We start from the raw sequence: 18,996 nt of genomic DNA, 5'->3' as shown, positions 1-18,996 counted from the left end.
AGGCTGTGGCCGGAATGGCCTTCGTGCTAAACTGCGCAATTCTATCAGATTGTCAGCTTGGCATAGAAATTTCATCTCACTGCCGCTTACGATCCGTCCGGAGTCCATACGAGGTACATATGACGACAGAGCAAGCCGAGGTCAAATTAACCATCACCGAGTCCGCGCAGGGCTACCTGGCTGAACTGCTTTCCAAACAAGACGACGTGATCGGTGTTCGTGTGTTTATTACGCAACCGGGCACGCCAAAGGCGGAAACCTGCATTGCTTATTGTCGCGATGACGACGCGAAAGATGACGATATCGTCATTGATTACAGCGGTTTCAAGGCCTATTTCGAGGGTCGCAGCGTGCCATTTTTGGAAGATGCGCTGATCGACTATTCGAAAGATCGCATGGGTGGTCAGCTAACGATCAAGGCGCCCAACGCTCGTCTGCCAAAGGTCAGTGCCGACAGCCCCCTGGAAGATCGCATCAATTATGTGTTGTACAACGAGGTTAACCCCTCACTCGCTGCCCACGGCGGTGAAGTGTCGCTCGTTGAAATTACCGAAGACCATATTGCCATTTTGAAATTTGGCGGCGGTTGCCAGGGTTGCGGCATGGTCGATGTCACCCTCAAAGAGGGGGTTGAGAAAACCTTGGTTGAGCAGGTGCCCGAATTGAACGGCGTGCGGGATATGACCGACCACAGCAACACGGATAACGCCTACTTTAAATAAGTCCGCTTCCTCGCATTCCGCGCCGCCTGGCGGCGCCAGAAGGATTTGCCATGATTTCGCTTCCCTATACGCGCACCTGCATACAGGTGCGCTTTTCCGACTTAGACTTTCTCGGCCACGTGTCCAACAGCGTCTACGCGCAATATTTTGACTTGGCGCGCATCGATTTTTTTCGCGAGTTGGATAAAGTCTCCAAAGCGCCTCATAACGTGGTGGCGAGTGTGAAAATGGATATGCTGCGTGAAATTCGCTTCGACCACGAGGTTGTTGTCGATACCTGGTGCTCGCACGTTGGCAACAAAAGCATGACCATCGAACACCACATCTATGCCAATGGCGAATGTGCCACCACCTCGAGCAGTGTGATTGTCGGTTTTGATCGCGAGACGCGCAGCGCCATTGCGCTGCCAAGTGACTGGCAAGTCACTGATCCCAGTTTAATTCCTGCAAAACCGGCCTGATGGACGCGGCGTGCCCCTGCGGCAGTGATAGCAACTACGCGGATTGCTGTCAGCGCTATCACACTCATCAGGCCACCGCGAGCACGGCCGAGCAATTGATGCGCTCGCGCTACTGTGCATTCGTGGTGGGCGACAATCGCTACCTTCGCGATAGCTGGCACCCCGATTTTCGCCCGCAAGACCCACTTATTAGCGATGACACGCCCTGGCTAGGCCTGCGTATATTGGCTGCGCCAGCCCCACAGGCGGACGCGGCGACCGTCGAATTTGTGGCATTTTATAGTCAGCAGGGGCGCGTAGCGCAGTTGCATGAGCGCTCTCGGTTTATTCGTATGGACGGCAGGTGGTACTACACCGAAGGTGATCAACTGCCAGCTATCAAGCTTGCGCGCAACGACCGCTGCTGTTGTGGCAGTGGCCGCAAACAGAAACACTGCCATGCGGAATGCTAACTTGTGAAATCGCTGCGAATACTTTCCTATAACGTGCACAAAGGGTTCAGCGCCCGTAACCGGCGCTATTTGCTCGATGAAATTCGCGAAGGCATTCGCAGTGTAAACGCCGACATTGTCTTTCTACAGGAAGTTGTTGGCGAAAACCGCGACCACGCTAAACGCTGGGAAAATTGGGTGGACGCTGGCCAGTTTGAGTACCTGGCTGACAGCGTGTGGCCGCATTTTGCCTACGGCCGCAACGCGATCTATCAGCACGGTCATCACGGCAATGCCATCCTCAGCAAATACCCCATTGTTAACAGCGATAATGTCGATGTGTCAGTGATGAAGCGCTCCCAGCGCGGCTTACTGTTCGCGCAAATTACCCCCGGTGTTCAGCTTGTTTGTGCGCATATGGGCTTGTTGGCTTGGGAGCGACGCCGCCAATTCAAGCAATTGAAGCATCAGCTTATGGCGCGAGATAGCGCTGCTGAGGGCTTGATTATCGCCGGAGATTTTAACGACTGGCAGTTGCGTCTGCACAAGCATTTCTATCGTGATCTGGATGTTCGGGAGGCGATGACGGAAATACAGGGGCGCCCCGCAAAGAGCTTCCCCGCACCGTATCCATTGTTGCCGCTGGATCGCATTTACTACAAGGGCTTGGTATTGCGTGAGGCGAAGGTGCTTCGCGGAGAGCCGTGGCGGTCGCTGTCTGATCACTGCGCCCTTTATGCTGAATTTGCTTTACCCAATTGCTAAAAAAAAGCCCCGAATAAACCGGGGCAAAGCCATAGATGGTGTAGAAGCACTTAGCTTTACGCCAAAAATATTCGGGTGGATCAATAAATAATAAAAAAGGCGCCAATTGGCGCCTTTTAATCTTTCTGGTGGGGCTTTCAACCGCGCTTGCGGCCGGGGAGCACATCGCGAAGTTTATCGCGCATATCGCGCAGTGCAGCCTCAGTTTCCTCCCAACCGATGCAGCCGTCAGTGACTGATACGCCGTATTCGAGCTTAGAAAGGTCAGCCGGGATTTTTTGGTTGCCGGGCTTGAGGTTACTTTCGATCATCAAACCGATAATCGAGGTATTACCTTCGATGATCTGGTTAGTGACATTCTCCATAACCAGAGGCTGGAGGCTCGGTTGCTTGTTGGAGTTTGCGTGGCTGCAGTCCACCATAATATTGAGTGGGTATCCGGCTTTATCCAGGGCGGCTTCACACAATTTAATATGAACAGAGTCATAGTTAGGCCCGGCGCTACCGCCGCGCAATACCACATGGGCGTAACGGTTGCCGCGCGTGTGGATCACTGCCACCTGGCCTTCGCCGTTAATACCGAGAAAACGGTGGGGTTTTACCGCTGAGCCAATAGCGTTCATGGCAACGTCTAAGCCGCCGTCGGTGCCGTTCTTAAAGCCGACGGCAGAAGACAGGCCGCTGGCCATTTCGCGGTGAGTCTGCGACTCGGTTGTTCTCGCACCAATCGCCGACCAGGAAATGCAATCCTGCAAGTACTGAGGCGAAATAGGGTCCAGAGCTTCGGTTGAGGTCGGCAAGCCCAGCTCGGCAATATCGAGCAGCAATTTGCGGCCGATATGCAAACCCTCTTCAATTTTAAAGGTGTCGTTAAGGTAGGGGTCGTTGATCAAACCCTTCCAACCCACGGTAGTACGCGGTTTTTCAAAATACACGCGCATAACGATCACTAGCGTGTCTTGAAGCTCATCAGCCAGCGTTTTCAAGCGCTGAGCATAATCCATAGCCAGTTCGACATCGTGAATAGAGCAGGGGCCAACCACAATAAACATGCGGTGGTCTTTGCCGTCCAGGATATTGCGCACGGTTTCGCGACCGGCAGAGACAACGGCTTTGGCGCTGTCGCTCATTGGCAGGGCCGCCTTCAGGCGCGCAGGAGTAATCAGCACTTCCTGTGCTTCGACATTAAGGTTTTCGATGATGGTTTCTGACATGGCTTACCGGATTCTGTCCCGAATCAAAACGTTATAGAGCCTGATATTCTAACTGAAAAGCGTGCCAATAAAATATCAACTGGCGGTGAACAGGGCTAAAATAGCGGCTTTTCGACGAATAATTGCAAGAGTGCCCTATGCCAACCGCTTTTCCATTGCTTTTCATGCTCGCGGTGTCAGCGCCTGTGGCGGCTGAGACGCCGACGGCACAGCCGCCAATAGAGCGTTGGTCGCCAGCGGTTCGCCCTGCGTCTGAGCCTGCGATCGCACAGTGGCCCTGCGACCGTCTCAGCGAGGTGACTGTCGCGAGTGATAAACAGCAGCGGCAATTGCGAGAGCGGAAAAAGCAATGCTTGCAACGCTACCAGCAATTTATTCCAGCGACGGGGCTGCGCTAGATGGCGACAATTTTCAAACCTTCGAAGCGCAATGCTCGCGCTAAACGCGCAACGCCTGCCGATAAGGGCGTGTTTGAGTTGCACATTGAGCGCTTGGCAGATGACGGCAGGGGCATCGCCCATCATAACAACAAGGTGGTGTTCGTCCTGGGCGCATTGCCTGGCGAGCGTGTGCAGGCGCGCTTGCTCAAGCGCCACAAGCGCTTCGATGAAGCGGAGAGTGTCCAGCTGTTGGCGGCGTCCGAACATCGAGTCGCACCGCCGTGTTCGCAGTACGGGCAGTGCGGAGGGTGTCAGCTCCAGCATTTGGCATATCCCGAGCAAGTTGAGCATAAGCGTTCACGCCTGTCAGCGATCATTGATGAGTGCGTTGATGTAGAGGTAATGGCCGGGCCGCCAGAGGCTTACCGCCACCGAGCGCGCTTGTCATACCGCGCGGGGCACCTGGGGTTCAAGGCAGCGGCGACCCACCATATTGTCGATACGGCAGCCTGTTCAGTGTTAGAGCCAGCGCTGAACGCGGCAATTGCTGCCGTTCGCGAACCCCTATTGCACGCGTTAAAACAGAGCCACCAGGCCGAATTGCTTTTTAGCCTGGGAGAGGGCGGCAGAGTCGGTTTGGCCGTTGAGGACAGTCGCCGCAGAAGCAGAGAGTGGAGCGAATCGTTAGCAAACGCCTTATTGCCAGCGGTGCAGTTGTATCAGGTGCGTAGTTCGGACGGAATCTGGGTAAATGAATGCGAGCCGCTTCGCTACAGCAGCTCGGTTTCCCATGCCTTGCACTTTACGCCGACTGACTTCACCCAGGCTAACCGCGAGCTGAATACGCAGCTGGTCTCGCGCAGTGTAGCGTGGTTGGACGCGCAGGCCGGGGAATTCGTCATCGATTATTTCTGCGGGCTGGGTAATTTCAGCTTCCCCCTTGCCCAGTCGGGCTCCTCCGTGCTCGCGGTCGATGCCGGCGAGGAGATGTTAGCGCGGGCGCGGCAGCGGACGCAGGAGCAGGCATTAGCCATTGAGTTTGCCTGCGCCGACCTGTTTGATTCGGCGCAGATTCCGCTTCGCCAGGCCAGCGCCGCCTTATTGGATCCTCCAAGGGCGGGCGCCAGGGCAGTGTGCGAAGCCATTGCTGGCTCACCTTCGATGCGCAGGGTGGTGTATGTGTCGTGTGACCCCGCGACCTTGGCCCGCGATCTCGCAATTTTGTGTGAGGCGGGCTTCGAGATCAAAAAAGCGGCGATGGTAGATATGTTCCCGCATACCCACCATATGGAGTCGCTGATTTTGCTGGAGCGCTAGGCCATTTTTGCAATAATGTCCTGGGCATAGCGCAGCACGCCGTCGCGTTTTTTCACCGGGTCGTCGGTGTTGCCATGGTAGAACGGCCAGGGTTGAGTCAGGATATGGGTAATGCCATTGTCTTCGAGTTTGCGGTAGGCATCGGGGGTAAAGGCGTCTGACGGGGTCGCCATCACTGAGAACTGCTCGGGGTCGAATCCCTGCTCTTCACGGTAGCGGCGAATCAGTTTGACGGAGTCGATGATTTCGTCGCTGGTTTGTAAATCGCTCACCCAACCGTCGTGGCGGGCCGCGCGACGCATGGCAGCCTTACTGATGCCGCCCACCCAGATCGGCGGCAGCTCAGTGGGCGCCGGGTTCATTTCTAAACGGGGAAATTGGTAGAACTGTCCCTCGTAACTCACCATCTCACCGCTCCAGAGCAGCGGCAATATTTCCAGTATTTCATCGGCGCGTTTTCCGCGAGTATGGAAGTCCTGTTGCAACAGCCCGAACTCATCCTTAGACCAGCCGACACCGATCGCGGGAATGACGCGATTATCTGAAACGATAGCCGCGGTGCTAATCGCCTTGGCAACGAGAAACGGGTTGCGCATCGGCAGCACAAAAATATTGTTGGTGAATTTAAGGTTTTCGGTCACCGCCGCCAGAGCGGCAATCATTACCCAAGGGTCTGGCCAATCGGTGAAAGGCTGCCAGCGGCGCTCGCCATCTTCTGTATAGGGATAGTCGTGACTCAATGTTTCGGGATTGACCACGTGGTCGGAAAACGACATGGCTTCCCAGCCGCTTTCATCGGCGGCGATGGCGAGTTCACGGAGTTCTTTCAAGGGGCAAAAAGACGAAGAGAGAACGAATTTCACAGTAGGTTCCTGCCGTATTTGATTATTATTTGGGGCGTGACGCGCTAAAGTTGGTGCTGCTGACGAATGTGACTCAGTAAGGCGTCTATGGCGTTTTCCAGCGTACGTATGACATGGTCGAACTGTTCGGCGTCGTCATAAAAGGGGTCGGGAATCTGGCTGTTACCGCCGTTGCTCTGATAGTGAAGCAGTAGGTTGATCTCCCCGTTAAAGTCCGCGGGTGCCCAGGCCTCAACATTACTGAGATTTTTGCGGTCCATCACAATGACGTAGTGACTGCGATGGTAGTCGTCATCGCATATTTGCCGCGCGATCTGTTGGGAAATATCGTAGCCCGCTTTTTCAGCGGCCTGAATGGAGCGTGGGTCGGGCGCCTTGCCAATGTTAAAGGCTGCGGTGCCACAGGAGTCCACTGAAATATGCTCGCTAAGCCCGGCCTCGGCGACTTTATATTCGAGAATACCCTGGGCCGCAGGCGAACGGCAGATATTCCCCAGGCAAACAAACACTACGTGAATAGACATAAACAGCTCAATAAATAACAGGGCCGCCAAAGTAGCATGCTGTACCGGAGCGCAGCATCACCCATTTGGTGGGCCGCTATTTCTGCGCTAGCAAGACGACAAACTTCGCGTCCGAGCGCAGCACCTCACAGTTGCCAAAGCGCTTCTTTAACAGTTTGTGGTAGTCAAGATGGCGGTTCCCCACAACGCAGAATTGGCCGCCGGGTGCCAAATGCGCATGGCTGTCTGAGAACATCTGGCGCGCGATGTGATCTCCCAGCTGCTGCTCTTGGTGGAATGGCGGGTTACAAACGATGGTGTCAAACGGGGCGCCGTCGTAACCGTGCATGCAATCGCGAGCATAAAACTGGGCAACTGCGCCCGGCAGATTATCGCGCACATTGCGCCTGGCGCTGTCTATTGCCATATAGGATTCATCGAAAAAATGCAGCGCCGTCTCGGGCCAACGCTTTCCCGCCATAATGCCCAACAGCCCATTGCCACAACCTAAGTCCGCCAGTGAGTCTGGCGTGTGAAGGTCGCCCAATGCATTGAGCAACAAGCGGCTACCCCTGTCTAACTTGCCCCGAGAAAAAACATTGGCGCGATTGCTGAGTGAAATGCCCAGTTCGCTGCTGTCTAGAGCCAGCGAGTCGTCATCGACGGCCGCGCCGGGGCTGAGTGATTGCAGGTGTATCAGGCGGGCTTTTTTCCATGCCAGGCTGGCTGCGGCCTCGCCAACGCTTTCTGAAAACACCGCCATGCTTGAGCTGTCCAAGTACTTGGCCATGCAGGCGCCAATAAATACGTCGGGTGAGCGCAGCAGCTGAGCGATGTGCTGGAGCTGATAGCGCAGGTAACTGTGGTTGCGTGGCAAGCGATAGATAACGCGATCGAAGCTGCCTGTGGGTGCCTCGCAGCTGCTCAGCAGCGCGGGAGCACGGCGTTGGTTTGCCGCGCAATTTTCAAGGCATGCGCGGTGGGCAACCGCCGAGTCTGACCAGGAAATGCACTCATAGTCCGACAGCGCGGCAGCGAGACAGCCAAAGGCATCGTTCACGAGCAGTAGGCGACTGCCCTGTGGCGGAGGGTTTTCGGCAAGGTAATTGAGCAGGTAGCGGTCGGCCGCATCCCAGGCCTGAAGTACTTCGTTGCGACGGCGGGGCCGGCGCTGCAGGGTGAGTTCGCCGAAAGGACTTTCCAGAGTGGTGGTGTTCAAAGGTTTAGCCGTCTTCGAGTAAAAGCTCGCGAAGCTGCTGACGTGCCAGCGCGTCGAGTTTTAGGCCATGCTCAAAGTAATCCGCCAAGCTGCCGTAATGCTCATCGATCGCCTCAAAGGCGGCGTTAATAAACTGTGGCTGAACATGAAATAAGGTGCGAATTACCGCTTCGTCGGCGGTTAACATGTCCATTTGGGCAATCTGCTCGATCACCTGGTCGATGCGCTCCGCCGTGTAGTGATTGGTCGCCAGGTAGTCCTCCATTATCGTATCTTCGGGGACGTCCAGGGCGTGAAGCAGTAGCGCGGCGGCAAGGCCGGTTCGATCTTTTCCTGCGGTGCAGTGAAAGAGCTGGGGGTAGTGGTCCTGTTCCAAAAGGGAGTGCATCCACTGACGATAAACGGGTGTGTAGCGCACCACCATCTCGCGATTGGCGTCTACCAGAAAAGCCGCCATATCATCGGCGCTGACATCTTCCTGTTGCAGGCGCGCGGTGACCAGTTCAATTTGTGCCGCATCGACGGTAATGGGCATGGCATCGACCCGAACGGCGTAACCGCTGGCCAGTGCATGGGGTGCTGACAGGCGTTCTTCATCTGATCTAAAGTCGACGATCCGCTTTACCTCCAGCCTCTGCAAGTAACGCTGGTCTTCCTCGCTGAGTGATGACAGCTTGTCGGTGCGATAAATCATGCCCCATTTAAGTTGCTGACCATCGCGATTTTTATAGCCGCCGAGGTCGCGAAAATTATGCGCCTGTTCAAAGGGCAGTTTGCGAAGGCTGTGGCGTTCATGATGGGGCAACTGGCTGGGAATTGGCCGCTGCGCCGCAGTCAAACCACGGTGTTGGGAGGCCAAGTGAAGGCTCTTTGCAATCTCGTCGTACTGACTCATTGGGCGGGTTTCTCGGCGGAGTGGGGTGACTGCCGGCTGGCGCGATATTCGCCGGGTGTCATGCCGGTCCATTTTTTAAAGGAGCGGTGAAAAGCACTGGGTTCATCGAAGCCCAATAGTGCTGACACGGCATTGATTTTCAGCTCCGGCTGATTGAGCCAACGCAGAGCGTGCTCCTTGCGTAGCTCGTCCTTGAATTGCTGATAGGTGGTGCCCAAATCTTTGAGACGGCGGCGCAGGGTGCGCACCGACATATTCAGGTTCTCTGCCATTGTCACCACACTGGGGAATTCGTGGCTGAGATCGTTGCCGACGATGCGCTTCATTTGTGACAGCAGAGAGCTGTCGTCATCGTCTTGCGATACCAGCAGGTGGTAGGGGGCATCGCGAAGGAATTTGCGCAGTGATTCCTCCGTGTGAATCAATGGGCAGTCCAGGCAGTGCTCGGCCAATAAGAAGGCGTTGTGTTCACGGCCGTAGTGAATTTCGCAGTTAAACAAGTGCTCAAAGTACTCGGGATTGTCGGGTGCGCTGGCCTGCATGTGCACGGCAATCAACTCGAGCGGTTTACCGATAAGCCACTGGCAGAAGCGGCGCCAGATCGCCATGGTGTGTGCCATGGTGTAGCGCTGGTCAATGGTGTCATCACTTTCTGCCAGTTCCACGTCGCTGGGGAAGCGGTAAAAGGCGGTACCGTCGCCGAGGCGCTCTACCGGTCGGCGCGCCGCGCTGGGAACGTCGCTCAAGGTTCTGCAAAACACGATAAATTCGGCGGCGCGGCGTAGTGCTTGTTCCAGTGTTTCACAGTGGATGATAAATAATGACAGCATGCGAAAACTGCCGGCCGGCGTTCGCTGACGAAGGCCCAATCCAAAGGACTCATCTTGCAGCAGCCACATAACGCGGCGATAGATCTGCGAGTAATACTGGGCGTCAATGGGCGAGTCCAGGTCCGCGCTGGGAGACAGCGGGTCAATCGGTAACTGTAGAGACCTGAGGAGTTCGGCACCGTTGTAGCCCTGCGCTTCGGCAACCTGCAGCATGCTGCGGGCATATTTCAGCGGCACGGGGTCTCTTTTAGCGTGGGGGTTGCTGCGCACGACGATTATCCGAGATCAGTTTTGCTGGCTAGTTTACGGTAAATCATCGGGAATTTCCCGCCAGAAGTGGCACGCAATTTCCCGGCCGTCGTGACGCTTTTCCAAACGCGGCGGCTGCGTAAGGCACTCGGCGCGTTGGTGGGGGCAGCGCCCGGCAAAGCGGCACCCCTCGGGCATTGCCATAGGGGATGGCATATCGCCGCTTAGGGCAGCTTGGGGCAGCGTCGGGCTGGCGAGTTGTGGTACTGCAGAAAGCAGGGCGCGGGTGTAGGGATGGGCAGGGCGTTCGCACAGCGACCGGGCATCACCGATTTCTACTAACTCTCCCAGGTACATCACCGCGATGCGGTCGCTCATGTGTTTCACAACGGAGATGTCGTGAGAAATGAACAGCATCGCCAGTGACAGCCGTTGCTGTATGTCCAATAGCAAATTCAAGATTTGCGCCTGTACTGAGACGTCGAGCGCAGAAACGGCTTCGTCGCAGATCAGCAGTTTGGGCTCCAGGGCAATGGCGCGCGCAATACCAATGCGCTGGCGCTGACCGCCGCTAAATTCGTGGGGGTATTTGCTAAGTGCAGAGGCCGGAAGGCCAACGAGTTCGAGTAATTCGTTGACGCGGCGACGACGCCAACTGCTGCTGCCTAAGCGGTGGATGATCAGCGGCTCTTCAAGAATTGTTGCCACTGTGTGACGGCTGTTCAAGGACTCGAACGGGTCTTGGAACACCATCTGCATATCGCGCCGCAGCGGGCGCATTTGCGCAGCGCTGAGGCCGGTTATATCTCTTCCCTCGAACGCTACTGTGCCGGAGGTAGGGCGGTGCAGGTTGAGAAGTGCTTTACCCAGACTGCTTTTGCCACAGCCGGACTCCCCAACCAAACCCAGCGTCTCGCCCTGCTGTAAAGCGAAGCTAACGCCGTCCACTGCGCGCAGTAGCAGTTTTGGTTTTAGGAAGCCCTGAGACTGAGGGAAGTGCAGTGATAGGTTTTCGGCCCGTAGCAGTGCGTCAGTCATCAATTACCCTCCAGTGGTGACAGGCAATCTCTGCGCCATTGTCTCGCGGCGTCATAGGTGGAGCGCTTTGCTGGCACAGCGGCGTTGCATGGTCGCAGCGATTGGCGAAGCGGCAGCCTGGCGGCATGGCGTCAATGCTGGGCACCTGACCGCCCAGCGCGTTTAAGCGGCTCTTCGGCGCTGCGGCTTTCGCGGGCAGTGCGGCTAACAGGCCTTTTGTATACGGATGCTTGGGTTTGGCAAAGAGCGCTGCGGCACGATTTTGCTCAACAATTTCCCCTGCATACATCACTGCCACGCGATCGGCTAGCTGAGAAACCAGCGCGAGGTCATGGGTGATAAACAGCATTGCCATATCGCGTTTTTGTTGCAGGGTTTTAAGTAGCTGGAGTATTTGCGCTTGAATGGTGACATCCAGCGCGGTGGTCGGCTCATCGGCGATAAGCAGTTTGGGCTCGCCGGCCAGTGCCATGGCAATCATCACGCGCTGGCGCATGCCGCCAGAGAGTTGATGGGGGTAGCTGGAAAGCCGCTGCTCGGCGGCGGGCATCCCAACGTCTTGCAACAGCGCAATACAGCGTTCGCGTCGCTGTTTTCGGCTGAGTTCAGGGCAGTGCAAGCGCAGTGTTTCGCCAATTTGTTGTGCGATCGTGTGTACCGGGTTCAGGGCGGTCATCGGGTCCTGGAAAATAACCGCGATATCGCGACTGCGTAGTGACCGGAAGGCCTGTGCATCGCGGCAGTCGATTTCGCTGCCGCGGTAGTGAATTCGCCCACCGGAGATCTCCGCCTGGGGCCGGGGTAGCAGGCCCATCAGCGACATGGCGGTAAGGCTCTTGCCGCAGCCTGATTCGCCGACCAGCCCGAGTGTTTCGCCTGGGAAAATCTGCAAGCTCAGTTGATTAACCAGTTGATGCTGCCGACCGGCATCGTCGGTAATGCTGATGCAGAGCTTATCTGCGCGGATAACGGCTGACTCATTCATCGCCAGTTGCCCAGCGTTTATTCACAATCATGACTGGATCCAGGGCCTTATTGCGGGATTTGGCCTCGTCAACCCGCTGCTGTTCATCACTGTCTATCCAGAATAGGCCGCCTGTGCTGCCCAGCGGATCGAATAGACTGTCGGTGCTGCGAGTACCGTGAAAGTCCGGCAATTTTAGCCAGCGCCAGAATGCTTCGCGGGTGTAGGGCACTTTAAAGGTCGGAATAAATGAGCCCTGCTCGAACACCAGTTGTTCCAATTCGCGTGCTAATTTGACCCGACTGGCCTTGTCTGTGGCTGTGCGATAGGCATCGATTTTTGCGTCGATCTCCGGGTTGTCGGTGTTGGTCACATTGTTTGTTTGGGGCTTGTGGGCGTTGTCCGAGTGGTAGAACTGCCAATAGCGTGGCGACAAGCCGCCGCCTGACCACGCCATCCAAGCCGCTTGATGTTTGTTTTCCAGAATTTGTTTGAAGGCGGCAGAGGGGTCGAGAAGTTGCAGTGACAGCTCTATACCCGCTTTGCGCGCCTCCTGTGCCAAGATCACCAAGCGGTCGTTGTGGCCGCTGCTGTAGTACGTTACGCGAATGCTCAGGCGCTGCCCGTCTTTTTGCCGTATACCGTCGGGACCACGGGTGTCCCAACCGGCGGCATTTAGCAGGCGGTTGGCTTTGTCTAAGTCGAATTCGCGGGCGCGAATATCGGGGTTGCTGTAATCGCCATAGCCTTCGTGGGCGGTCTGTAGGCGTTCGTAGTCACCGTGCAGCACGGTGTTGATCACTTTGTCGATATTAAGGGCATGAGCAATGGCATAGCGAACATTGCGGTCGCTGAGCAGAGGGACATCCTCGTTGAGAAACAACCCGGAAATCGGCCTGGGAACGCTGTTATAAAATTTGATTTTACCCGCATAGCCCTGCTCAAAAATGCGCCCCTGGGCTTTTTTATGCCACAGCCGCGGCATGAGCAGGGGGAAGCTATCCAGCTCGCCTTTGCGAAAGTACTGATACGCGATATTGATGTCCCGTATGAGTTTTACACGCAAAAAATCGGGGTTGAAGCGGTGCTGGAAGTAACGCTTGTTATTCCCCCACCAGTCCTGCTTTCGGCGGAACTCAATATATTTGCCCTTGCGAATGGTGTCGATAACGTAAGGGCCGGTGTTCGGCGCTATCTTCCAGTTGTAGTCGCGTACCCAGTTTTCATCCAGTTTGTGGAAATGGGCGGGTACCGGCGAAATGCTGTATTCAAACAGCATTTCATCGCGGGGTTTGGCAACACTGCCGAGGATGCCAATCGTGTGGTCGTCATACTTTACGACATCGAGGATCACGGTGTTGTAATGGTTGTTATACCACGGTGCCAATATGAATTTAGAGCGCATAAATTGCAGCGCAAACAGATAGTCATCGGCGGTAACGGGTTTGCCGTCGGACCATCGAGCGTCCGGGTCTAAACGGTAGTAGAGACTGTGTCCGTCGTCGCCAAACGCCCAGTGCGTGGCAAGTTCCGGTATGGGGTTCAGCGTGTTCGGGTGTATGCCGACCAGTCCCAGATGGTTGGCGCGCATATAGCTCGCAAAACTGCCATTGGAGTCGGGGCCTACCAAACGCAGCGTGAGCGGAAAGGTGGTAATAAAGCTGCGAAAGCGGCCGCCGCGTTTGGCTTCAGGGCTGGCGAAAATGGGGTCGCTCAGGTTGGTTTGCCAGGACAGATTCTCGGGCAACTGGTCGGGTAGCTTGGCGTCTTCGGCGGCGTAAATCCATAAGGGGAAAGCCGCGACGAATAACAACAGCAGTTGTGAGAGGCGTTTATTCATAGAAACTGAATTTTCGTGGATCGTAGGCATCGCGAATCGCCTCGCCGACATAGGCAACAAGCATCAATATTAGGGTCATGGCCACCACTACCGAGCCAACCAGCCACAGCGATTCCATGTTTTCTGTGCCCTGCTTGAGCAGTTCTCCCCAGCTGGGTGTTGGCGCCGGAAGGCCAAAGCCTAAATAGTCCAAGGCGGTAAGTGCGGTGATACCCGACGCCACGGAGAAGGGAACAAAGGTGATCAGAGTCGATACGCTATTCGGCAGGATATGCCGAAAAACAATGCGGCTACCCGAGGCGCCGAGCGCGCGCGCCGCCATCACGTAATCCCGAGAGACCTCCTTGTACGTTGCGGTACGCATATACCAGGTCATCGCGGTCCAGCCGAAGAACGCCATAATGAACAGCAGGGTCCAGAACCCCGGGGTGATGATGGAGGCGACAATCATGATCACGTACAGGAAGGGGACATTGGACCAAATTTCGATAATGCGCTGGAAAAATAAGTCAAAGGCGCCACCCCAATATCCCATCATGCAGCCAATGGCGACGCCAATAGCGTAGTTAAATACCAATAGCACAAGCGAGAATAGCATCGCAGTGCGAAAGCCGTAGATCAGCCTGGCAAGGACGTCGCGCCCGCTGGTGTCTGTGCCCAGATAATGCCGTGTGGTGAGCGAGGGTGCGTGAGGCGGGAAATCCCCGGCTATCAGGTCATTTTCCAACGGGCCGTAGGGAATCGGGGGCATGAGCACCCAATTGCCCTCGTCGGCGTCGCGAAACTGCGTCTGTAGTTCGCGGTAATTCGGCTCGTAGTCGATGCCCAGGCCAAAATCCTTGCCGCTGTGCTGTGCCCCAAAGGTGGGGAAATAAAGCTCGCCCTGGTAACTCACCAGCAGTGGCCGATGGTTGGCAAGCAGCTCCGCACCAAAACTGAGCGTGGTCAACACCAGCAACAACCAAGCGGAGATATAGCCTCGACGGGATTGCTTGAAACGCTGCCAGCGCTTTTGGGCGACGGGGTTTCGCAGCAGATTCATTAACGGCTCCCTCCACCAAAGCGAATGCGCGGGTCAACAATGGCGACACAGATATCGGAAAGAATATTGCCTATCAGGTAGAGCAGGGAAGAGATCACCAAGATGCCCATCACGATGGGGTAGTCTCGCTCAATAATGGCCTCGTAGCCGAGTAGTCCAATACCGTCGATGTTGAAAATGGTCTCGATCAAAAAGGAGCCGCCAATCAGCAAGGAAATATTGTTGCCAAAGGAGGTGGCGACGGGAATGAGACTATTGCGCAGCGCGTGCCGGCGAACGCTTTTTCCTAAACTGAGGCCCTTTGCCGCCGCTGTGCGCATGTAGTCAGCTGATAAATTATCCATCAAGGCGTTTTTCATCATCAGGGTTGTCACCGCAAAACTTCCCGCTAAATAGGCAATAAGCGGCAGCGCAGCGTGGTGAAAAACATCTTTGGCCTTGGCCAGCGGCGAGAGTTCCTCGAAGTTGTCGGAGACAAAGCCGCCGAGAGGAAACCAGTCGTAGTAACCGGCAAACACCGAAATCAACGCAATACCAATGACATAGCTGGGTAGCGCGTAACCCAGAAACACCACTGCTGACGACAGATTGTCAAAGCGGCTGCCGTGGTTCATGCCTTTGAGCAGGCCCAGCGGGATACAGACGAGGTAGGTGAGCACCAGTGTTGTCACGCCGTAGAATACGGAGACAGGAAAGCGCTCCTTGATGATGTCCCAAACGGGGTCCTGATAGCGGGTGGAGAGACCCAGGTCAAAGCGCAGCACCTGTTTTAGCCAACTGGCATAACTGCTTAGCAAGGGTTTGTCGAAGCCGTAGTAGCGTTTGAGCTCTTCGAGCTGCTCGTCAGATAGCGTGCCACCGCCCTCGCTGCGGTGCAGGCTGCCTGCCTCGCCACCGAGCTGGGCCTGGGTCATCATTCGCTCTATCGGCCCGCCGGGAACAACGCGGGTGATGCTGAACACCAGCAGGGTGATGCCAATGAATGTAGGGATAATCAACAGGCCGCGACGAACGAAATAGCCAAGCATAGGTACTTCCAGTCAGGTGGCTGTCAACTACAGGTCGGCCCGCGTCACGTCGACGTAGAGGGTCAGCGATTGGCCGGGTTGCAGATAACTGCTGCGGCCAATTGAATTCCACTCCAGAATATCGGCAATTTTCAGCTTGAAGCGGCTCGCGATACGCGATAGCGAGTCGCCGCTGCGAACCTTATAGCCCACCTTACGCACGATACCATTGCCTGACGATGGACCTTTTTTCCAGATCGCCAGTTTTTGCCCCGGCTTGATGAGGGCACCTTGATCCAGGCGATTCCAGCGAATGAGTTGCTTGACTGACACCTTGTGCCGTTGAGCAATGCCGCTGAGCGTGTCGCCGCGGCGAACAATATGCTGCGACTGGTGACGGCCGCGCTCAGCAATGCCACGGTCTAAGTTGGGGGAGGTGGTTGCCTGGCTGCTGGCCGGTATCAGGAGCTCTTGGCCGACGCGCAACATATCGCCATTGAGCTTGTTGAAACGCTTAATGCTGGCAATATCGATGTGGTGGCGCTTGGCAATGCTAATCAGGTTGTCACCCGGTGAAACTCGATAGCGCTGCCAGGCAATGCGCTGTTCTTTGGGCAGGGCGGCCAAGCGTGTTTTAAATTTTTCGGCCTGCTTGCTGGGAATCAGAAGGTGGTGAGGGCCCTCCGGCGCTGTCACCCAGCGGTTGAAGCCTGGGTTGTAGCGATATAGCTCCTCGACGCTGATATCCGCCAGGGCAGCGGCTTTGGCGAGGTCTATCTGGCTGTCTATGGCCACCTTTTCAAAACGCGGCGCGTCGGCAACGGCCGGCAAACTGATGTTGTAGCGTGCGGGGTTTTGGTAAATTTTGACCAGCGCCAGCAGTTTTGGCACGTAGCGCTTGGTTTCCTTGGGGAGTTTTAGCGACCAAAAATCTGTCGGCTTACCCGCCTTGCGGTTGCGGCGAATGGCGCGATTCACCGTGCCCGCGCCGGCATTGTACGCCGCCAGGGTCAGCATCCAGTCACCGTCGAAGCGCTTGTTTAAGGTGGTGAGGTAATCCAGCGCGGCGTCGGTGGCGACCAGAACATCGCGGCGACCGTCATACCACCAGTTTTGTTGAATGCCGACGTATTTGGCGGTATTCGGAATAAATTGCCAGAGACCTGCGGCGCGGCCATGGGAGTAGGCGAAAGGGTCGTAGGCGCTCTCGACAAAAGGCAGTAGCGCCAGGTCTATCGGCATATCGCGGGCTTCAAGCTCTTTCACGACGTGATAGATATAATTCCCGGCGCGGGCGCTCATCTTGGCCATGTAGTGGCCGTGCTTGCTATACCAGTCTTCCAGTTTATCGACTTCGCGGCGCTCGGTTAGCGGCAAGAAACTCAGTTGTGCACTCAAGCGCTCCCAAACATCGCTGTAGCGGCGCTCACTGGCAGGAATCGGTGGCGGCAGTAATTGATTCTCAAGTTTAGCGATATGCTCACTGCAACCCTCTGTACAAGCGGGTGCGTCGTTCTTGGCTTGCGTGGGCTGGCTGCGATTAGTTGCACAAGCGCCCACGCTGATAAGCGCGGTGGCGAGAGTTAGCCTCAACAAGAGCTGGTAGGTCGTGTTTTTCATGCAAAATTAGCTGTTGTCTTTCCAGCTTCGAAGCGCGGCGAACACCTCTTGCTGGTTTAAGTTATCGTTGCCTTCACGCAGGCAAATGGCCTGACGAACACCGTCTTGTGCGGTGCGAAGGAATGGGTTGGTTGCCGACTCTTCCTCAATGGTGGAGGGAAGCGTTATCTCTCCGCGTTCACGCAAAGCCAGCACCTGCTCATAACGATTGCGCAGTGTGGCGTTATTGGGCTCTGCCTTCAAGGCGAACTGCAAATTACTTGCTGTGTATTCATGAGCGCAGTAAACCCGAGTAGCGCCAGGTAAAGACTGAAGTTTACTCAGCGAGTTCAACATTTGCGCCGGGCTACCCTCAAAAAGCCTGCCGCATCCGCCGGCAAACAGCGTATCGCCGCAAAAAAGCAGAGCAGACTCTTCATTATAGAATGCCAGATGATCCAGGGTGTGGCCGGGAACGGCCAATACGCGAAATGTTTCGCCCAGCATGCCTATGGTGTCGTGGTCTGCCAAAGGGCGGGTGATGTGCTCGCAGGATGTTTCCGGGCCACAGACATCCACGTTGGGGTATTGCGCCAGTAGGGCCTCAACTCCGCCAGTATGGTCCCAGTGGTGATGGGTAATTAGAATTGCGGTAAGCTTTAGCTGGGCATGCTTAAGGAAGTCGATGACGGGCGCTGCATCGCCTGGGTCGACGACAACAGCGTCTTCGCCAGATGAGATGCACCAGATGTAATTGTCGCTGAATGCCGCTATTGGCGTGACCGACAGCTTGCCCATAAATAAACCCTCATTTAGCGTCAGGGTATACAGTTTTCCCTTGTCAGACAAGGTATTAGCTCATGGTGACAGGGTCAACACAGGGGTGAAATCATGGCTAGATGGCGCGCTCAGCATTCGCCTGAAGTATTGTTGCCCGCACTGCGGCAATGGTTTCGCGGGCCCGTCGGTGGCACCGTGTTACACGAAGAGCAGCGTTTGGTGCACCACGCACTCAGCGACCGGAGTACCTCCGGCCGTCAACTGTTGAATTTAAGCGTGATTCCCGAGCGTTTTAATGTTGATCCACAGTTATGCCAGCGCCAATTGCACCTCGGCGGGCTGGGGCAATATGGCTACAGTCAGATACTGGATGCCGTTTGTGATTTCGACCAATTGCCGCTGGCTAATGAATCTGTGGATATGGTGGTATTGCACCACCTCCTGGAGTTTGTAGAAAACCCCCATACCGTATTGCGCGAGGTCGAGCGGCTGATCGTGCCCCACGGCAAACTGGTCATATGCAGTATCAATCCATGGTCTCCACTGGCCCTGCGAGGGCTAATGGGCAGGCTTAAACGCAGCGCAATGTGGCAGAACCACAGTCTGAGTATCAATCGCATTAATGACTGGCTGTCATTGCTTGGTTTTGAAACCGCAGACGTGCGCTATGGCTTTCACCGCCTGCCGATCAGTTCTCCCAGTTTCTTTATGAACCACCGGCCATTTTCCCCGTCCATGCCAATGGGTGGTGTTTTTGTGCTGAGCGCGACAAAATACCGCGCGCCGCTCACTCCGGCAGCAGAGGTTCGTAAGCGCGCTAAAATTCTCCGGCATCCAAGTATGCTCGGGGCAACACGTGATATTAAACATGAGTAAC

20 protein-coding genes are annotated in these 18,996 nt (G+C 55.8%); 7 read left to right on the top strand and 13 right to left on the bottom strand.

Annotated features, from left to right (window positions below):
• The first annotated feature begins 119 nt into the window (after positions 1-119).
• From nfuA to B3K78_RS08205, 4 genes are read left to right on the top strand one after another with little or no spacing between them, the layout of a single operon-like run.
• Positions 120-722, top strand: a complete 603-nt coding sequence (gene nfuA, locus B3K78_RS08220; RefSeq protein ID WP_027873774.1) for a Fe-S biogenesis protein NfuA — start codon at positions 120-122, stop codon at positions 720-722.
• A gap of 50 nt (positions 723-772) precedes the next feature.
• Complete coding sequence (locus tag B3K78_RS08215; RefSeq protein ID WP_286695074.1) at positions 773-1,183, top strand: acyl-CoA thioesterase; 411 nt, start codon at positions 773-775, stop codon at positions 1,181-1,183.
• Positions 1,183-1,635 (top strand): YchJ family protein, encoded by a 453-nt coding sequence (locus tag B3K78_RS08210; RefSeq protein WP_286695073.1) that lies wholly within the window; start codon positions 1,183-1,185, stop codon positions 1,633-1,635. Before B3K78_RS08215 ends, B3K78_RS08210 begins: the two co-directional genes overlap by 1 nt.
• Positions 1,636-1,638: 3 nt before the next feature.
• Positions 1,639-2,379 carry an endonuclease/exonuclease/phosphatase family protein gene (locus B3K78_RS08205; protein ID WP_286695072.1) on the top strand — a complete coding sequence of 247 codons (741 nt, stop codon included), beginning with the start codon at positions 1,639-1,641 and terminating at the stop codon, positions 2,377-2,379.
• A gap of 137 nt (positions 2,380-2,516) precedes the next feature.
• Here the strand turns inward: B3K78_RS08205 and B3K78_RS08200 are convergent, their stop codons facing one another.
• Positions 2,517-3,593 (bottom strand): 3-deoxy-7-phosphoheptulonate synthase, encoded by a 1,077-nt coding sequence (locus tag B3K78_RS08200; protein WP_286695071.1) that lies wholly within the window; start codon positions 3,591-3,593, stop codon positions 2,517-2,519.
• Between the two features lie 137 nt (positions 3,594-3,730).
• Here B3K78_RS08200 and B3K78_RS08195 point away from each other — a divergent pair, with 137 nt between their 5' ends.
• On the top strand, positions 3,731-3,991 hold the full coding sequence (locus B3K78_RS08195) for a hypothetical protein (RefSeq protein WP_286695070.1): 261 nt from the start codon (positions 3,731-3,733) through the stop codon (positions 3,989-3,991).
• Positions 3,992-5,290, top strand: coding sequence for a methyltransferase domain-containing protein (locus tag B3K78_RS08190; protein ID WP_286695069.1), 1,299 nt, complete (start codon positions 3,992-3,994; stop codon positions 5,288-5,290).
• Here the strand turns inward: B3K78_RS08190 and B3K78_RS08185 are convergent.
• The 12 genes from B3K78_RS08185 to gloB form a co-directional block, all read right to left on the bottom strand.
• Positions 5,287-6,153, bottom strand: coding sequence for a TIGR03619 family F420-dependent LLM class oxidoreductase (locus B3K78_RS08185; RefSeq protein WP_286695068.1), 867 nt, complete (start codon positions 6,151-6,153; stop codon positions 5,287-5,289). The genes B3K78_RS08190 and B3K78_RS08185 overlap by 4 nt on opposite strands.
• 44 nt (positions 6,154-6,197) lie before the next feature.
• Positions 6,198-6,677: a low molecular weight protein-tyrosine-phosphatase gene (locus tag B3K78_RS08180; protein WP_204996515.1), complete on the bottom strand. Its 480-nt coding sequence runs from the start codon at positions 6,675-6,677 to the stop codon at positions 6,198-6,200.
• A 76-nt stretch (positions 6,678-6,753) separates the two neighbouring features.
• Positions 6,754-7,875: a class I SAM-dependent methyltransferase gene (locus B3K78_RS08175; protein ID WP_286695067.1), complete on the bottom strand. Its 1,122-nt coding sequence runs from the start codon at positions 7,873-7,875 to the stop codon at positions 6,754-6,756.
• A 4-nt stretch (positions 7,876-7,879) separates the two neighbouring features.
• A complete protein-coding gene (locus B3K78_RS08170) occupies positions 7,880-8,770 on the bottom strand; it encodes a tyrosine-protein phosphatase (RefSeq protein WP_286695066.1) in 891 nt (296 codons plus the stop codon).
• Positions 8,767-9,837, bottom strand: coding sequence for an AraC family transcriptional regulator (locus B3K78_RS08165; protein ID WP_036256146.1), 1,071 nt, complete (start codon positions 9,835-9,837; stop codon positions 8,767-8,769). The genes B3K78_RS08170 and B3K78_RS08165 overlap by 4 nt, the downstream gene beginning before the upstream one ends.
• A 66-nt stretch (positions 9,838-9,903) precedes the next feature.
• On the bottom strand, positions 9,904-10,887 hold the full coding sequence (locus B3K78_RS08160; RefSeq protein WP_286695065.1) for an ABC transporter ATP-binding protein: 984 nt from the start codon (positions 10,885-10,887) through the stop codon (positions 9,904-9,906).
• On the bottom strand, positions 10,880-11,872 hold the full coding sequence (locus B3K78_RS08155) for an ABC transporter ATP-binding protein (RefSeq protein WP_286695064.1): 993 nt from the start codon (positions 11,870-11,872) through the stop codon (positions 10,880-10,882). Before B3K78_RS08155 ends, B3K78_RS08160 begins: the two co-directional genes overlap by 8 nt.
• Entirely contained in the window at positions 11,865-13,691 is a 1,827-nt protein-coding gene (locus B3K78_RS08150) for an extracellular solute-binding protein (protein ID WP_286695063.1), read from the bottom strand. Before B3K78_RS08150 ends, B3K78_RS08155 begins: the two co-directional genes overlap by 8 nt.
• Entirely contained in the window at positions 13,684-14,733 is a 1,050-nt protein-coding gene (locus tag B3K78_RS08145) for an ABC transporter permease (protein ID WP_286695062.1), read from the bottom strand. Before B3K78_RS08145 ends, B3K78_RS08150 begins: the two co-directional genes overlap by 8 nt.
• On the bottom strand, positions 14,733-15,761 hold the full coding sequence (locus B3K78_RS08140; protein WP_286695061.1) for an ABC transporter permease subunit: 1,029 nt from the start codon (positions 15,759-15,761) through the stop codon (positions 14,733-14,735). The genes B3K78_RS08145 and B3K78_RS08140 overlap by 1 nt, the downstream gene beginning before the upstream one ends.
• 27 nt (positions 15,762-15,788) lie before the next feature.
• Positions 15,789-17,360, bottom strand: coding sequence for a lytic transglycosylase (locus B3K78_RS08135; protein WP_286695060.1), 1,572 nt, complete (start codon positions 17,358-17,360; stop codon positions 15,789-15,791).
• A 6-nt stretch (positions 17,361-17,366) separates the two neighbouring features.
• Entirely contained in the window at positions 17,367-18,188 is an 822-nt protein-coding gene (gene gloB, locus B3K78_RS08130) for a hydroxyacylglutathione hydrolase (RefSeq protein WP_286695059.1), read from the bottom strand.
• Between the two features lie 42 nt (positions 18,189-18,230).
• Between gloB and B3K78_RS08125 the strand changes: the two genes are divergently transcribed.
• On the top strand, positions 18,231-18,995 hold the full coding sequence (locus B3K78_RS08125; protein ID WP_286695058.1) for a class I SAM-dependent methyltransferase: 765 nt from the start codon (positions 18,231-18,233) through the stop codon (positions 18,993-18,995).
• Position 18,996: the final 1 nt, after the last annotated feature.

Source organism: Spongiibacter sp. UBA1325, assembly GCF_002306875.1.
GTDB classification, from domain to species: Bacteria; Pseudomonadota; Gammaproteobacteria; order Pseudomonadales; family Spongiibacteraceae; genus Spongiibacter; species Spongiibacter marinus.
This window is presented reverse-complemented; position numbering and strand designations above follow the sequence as displayed.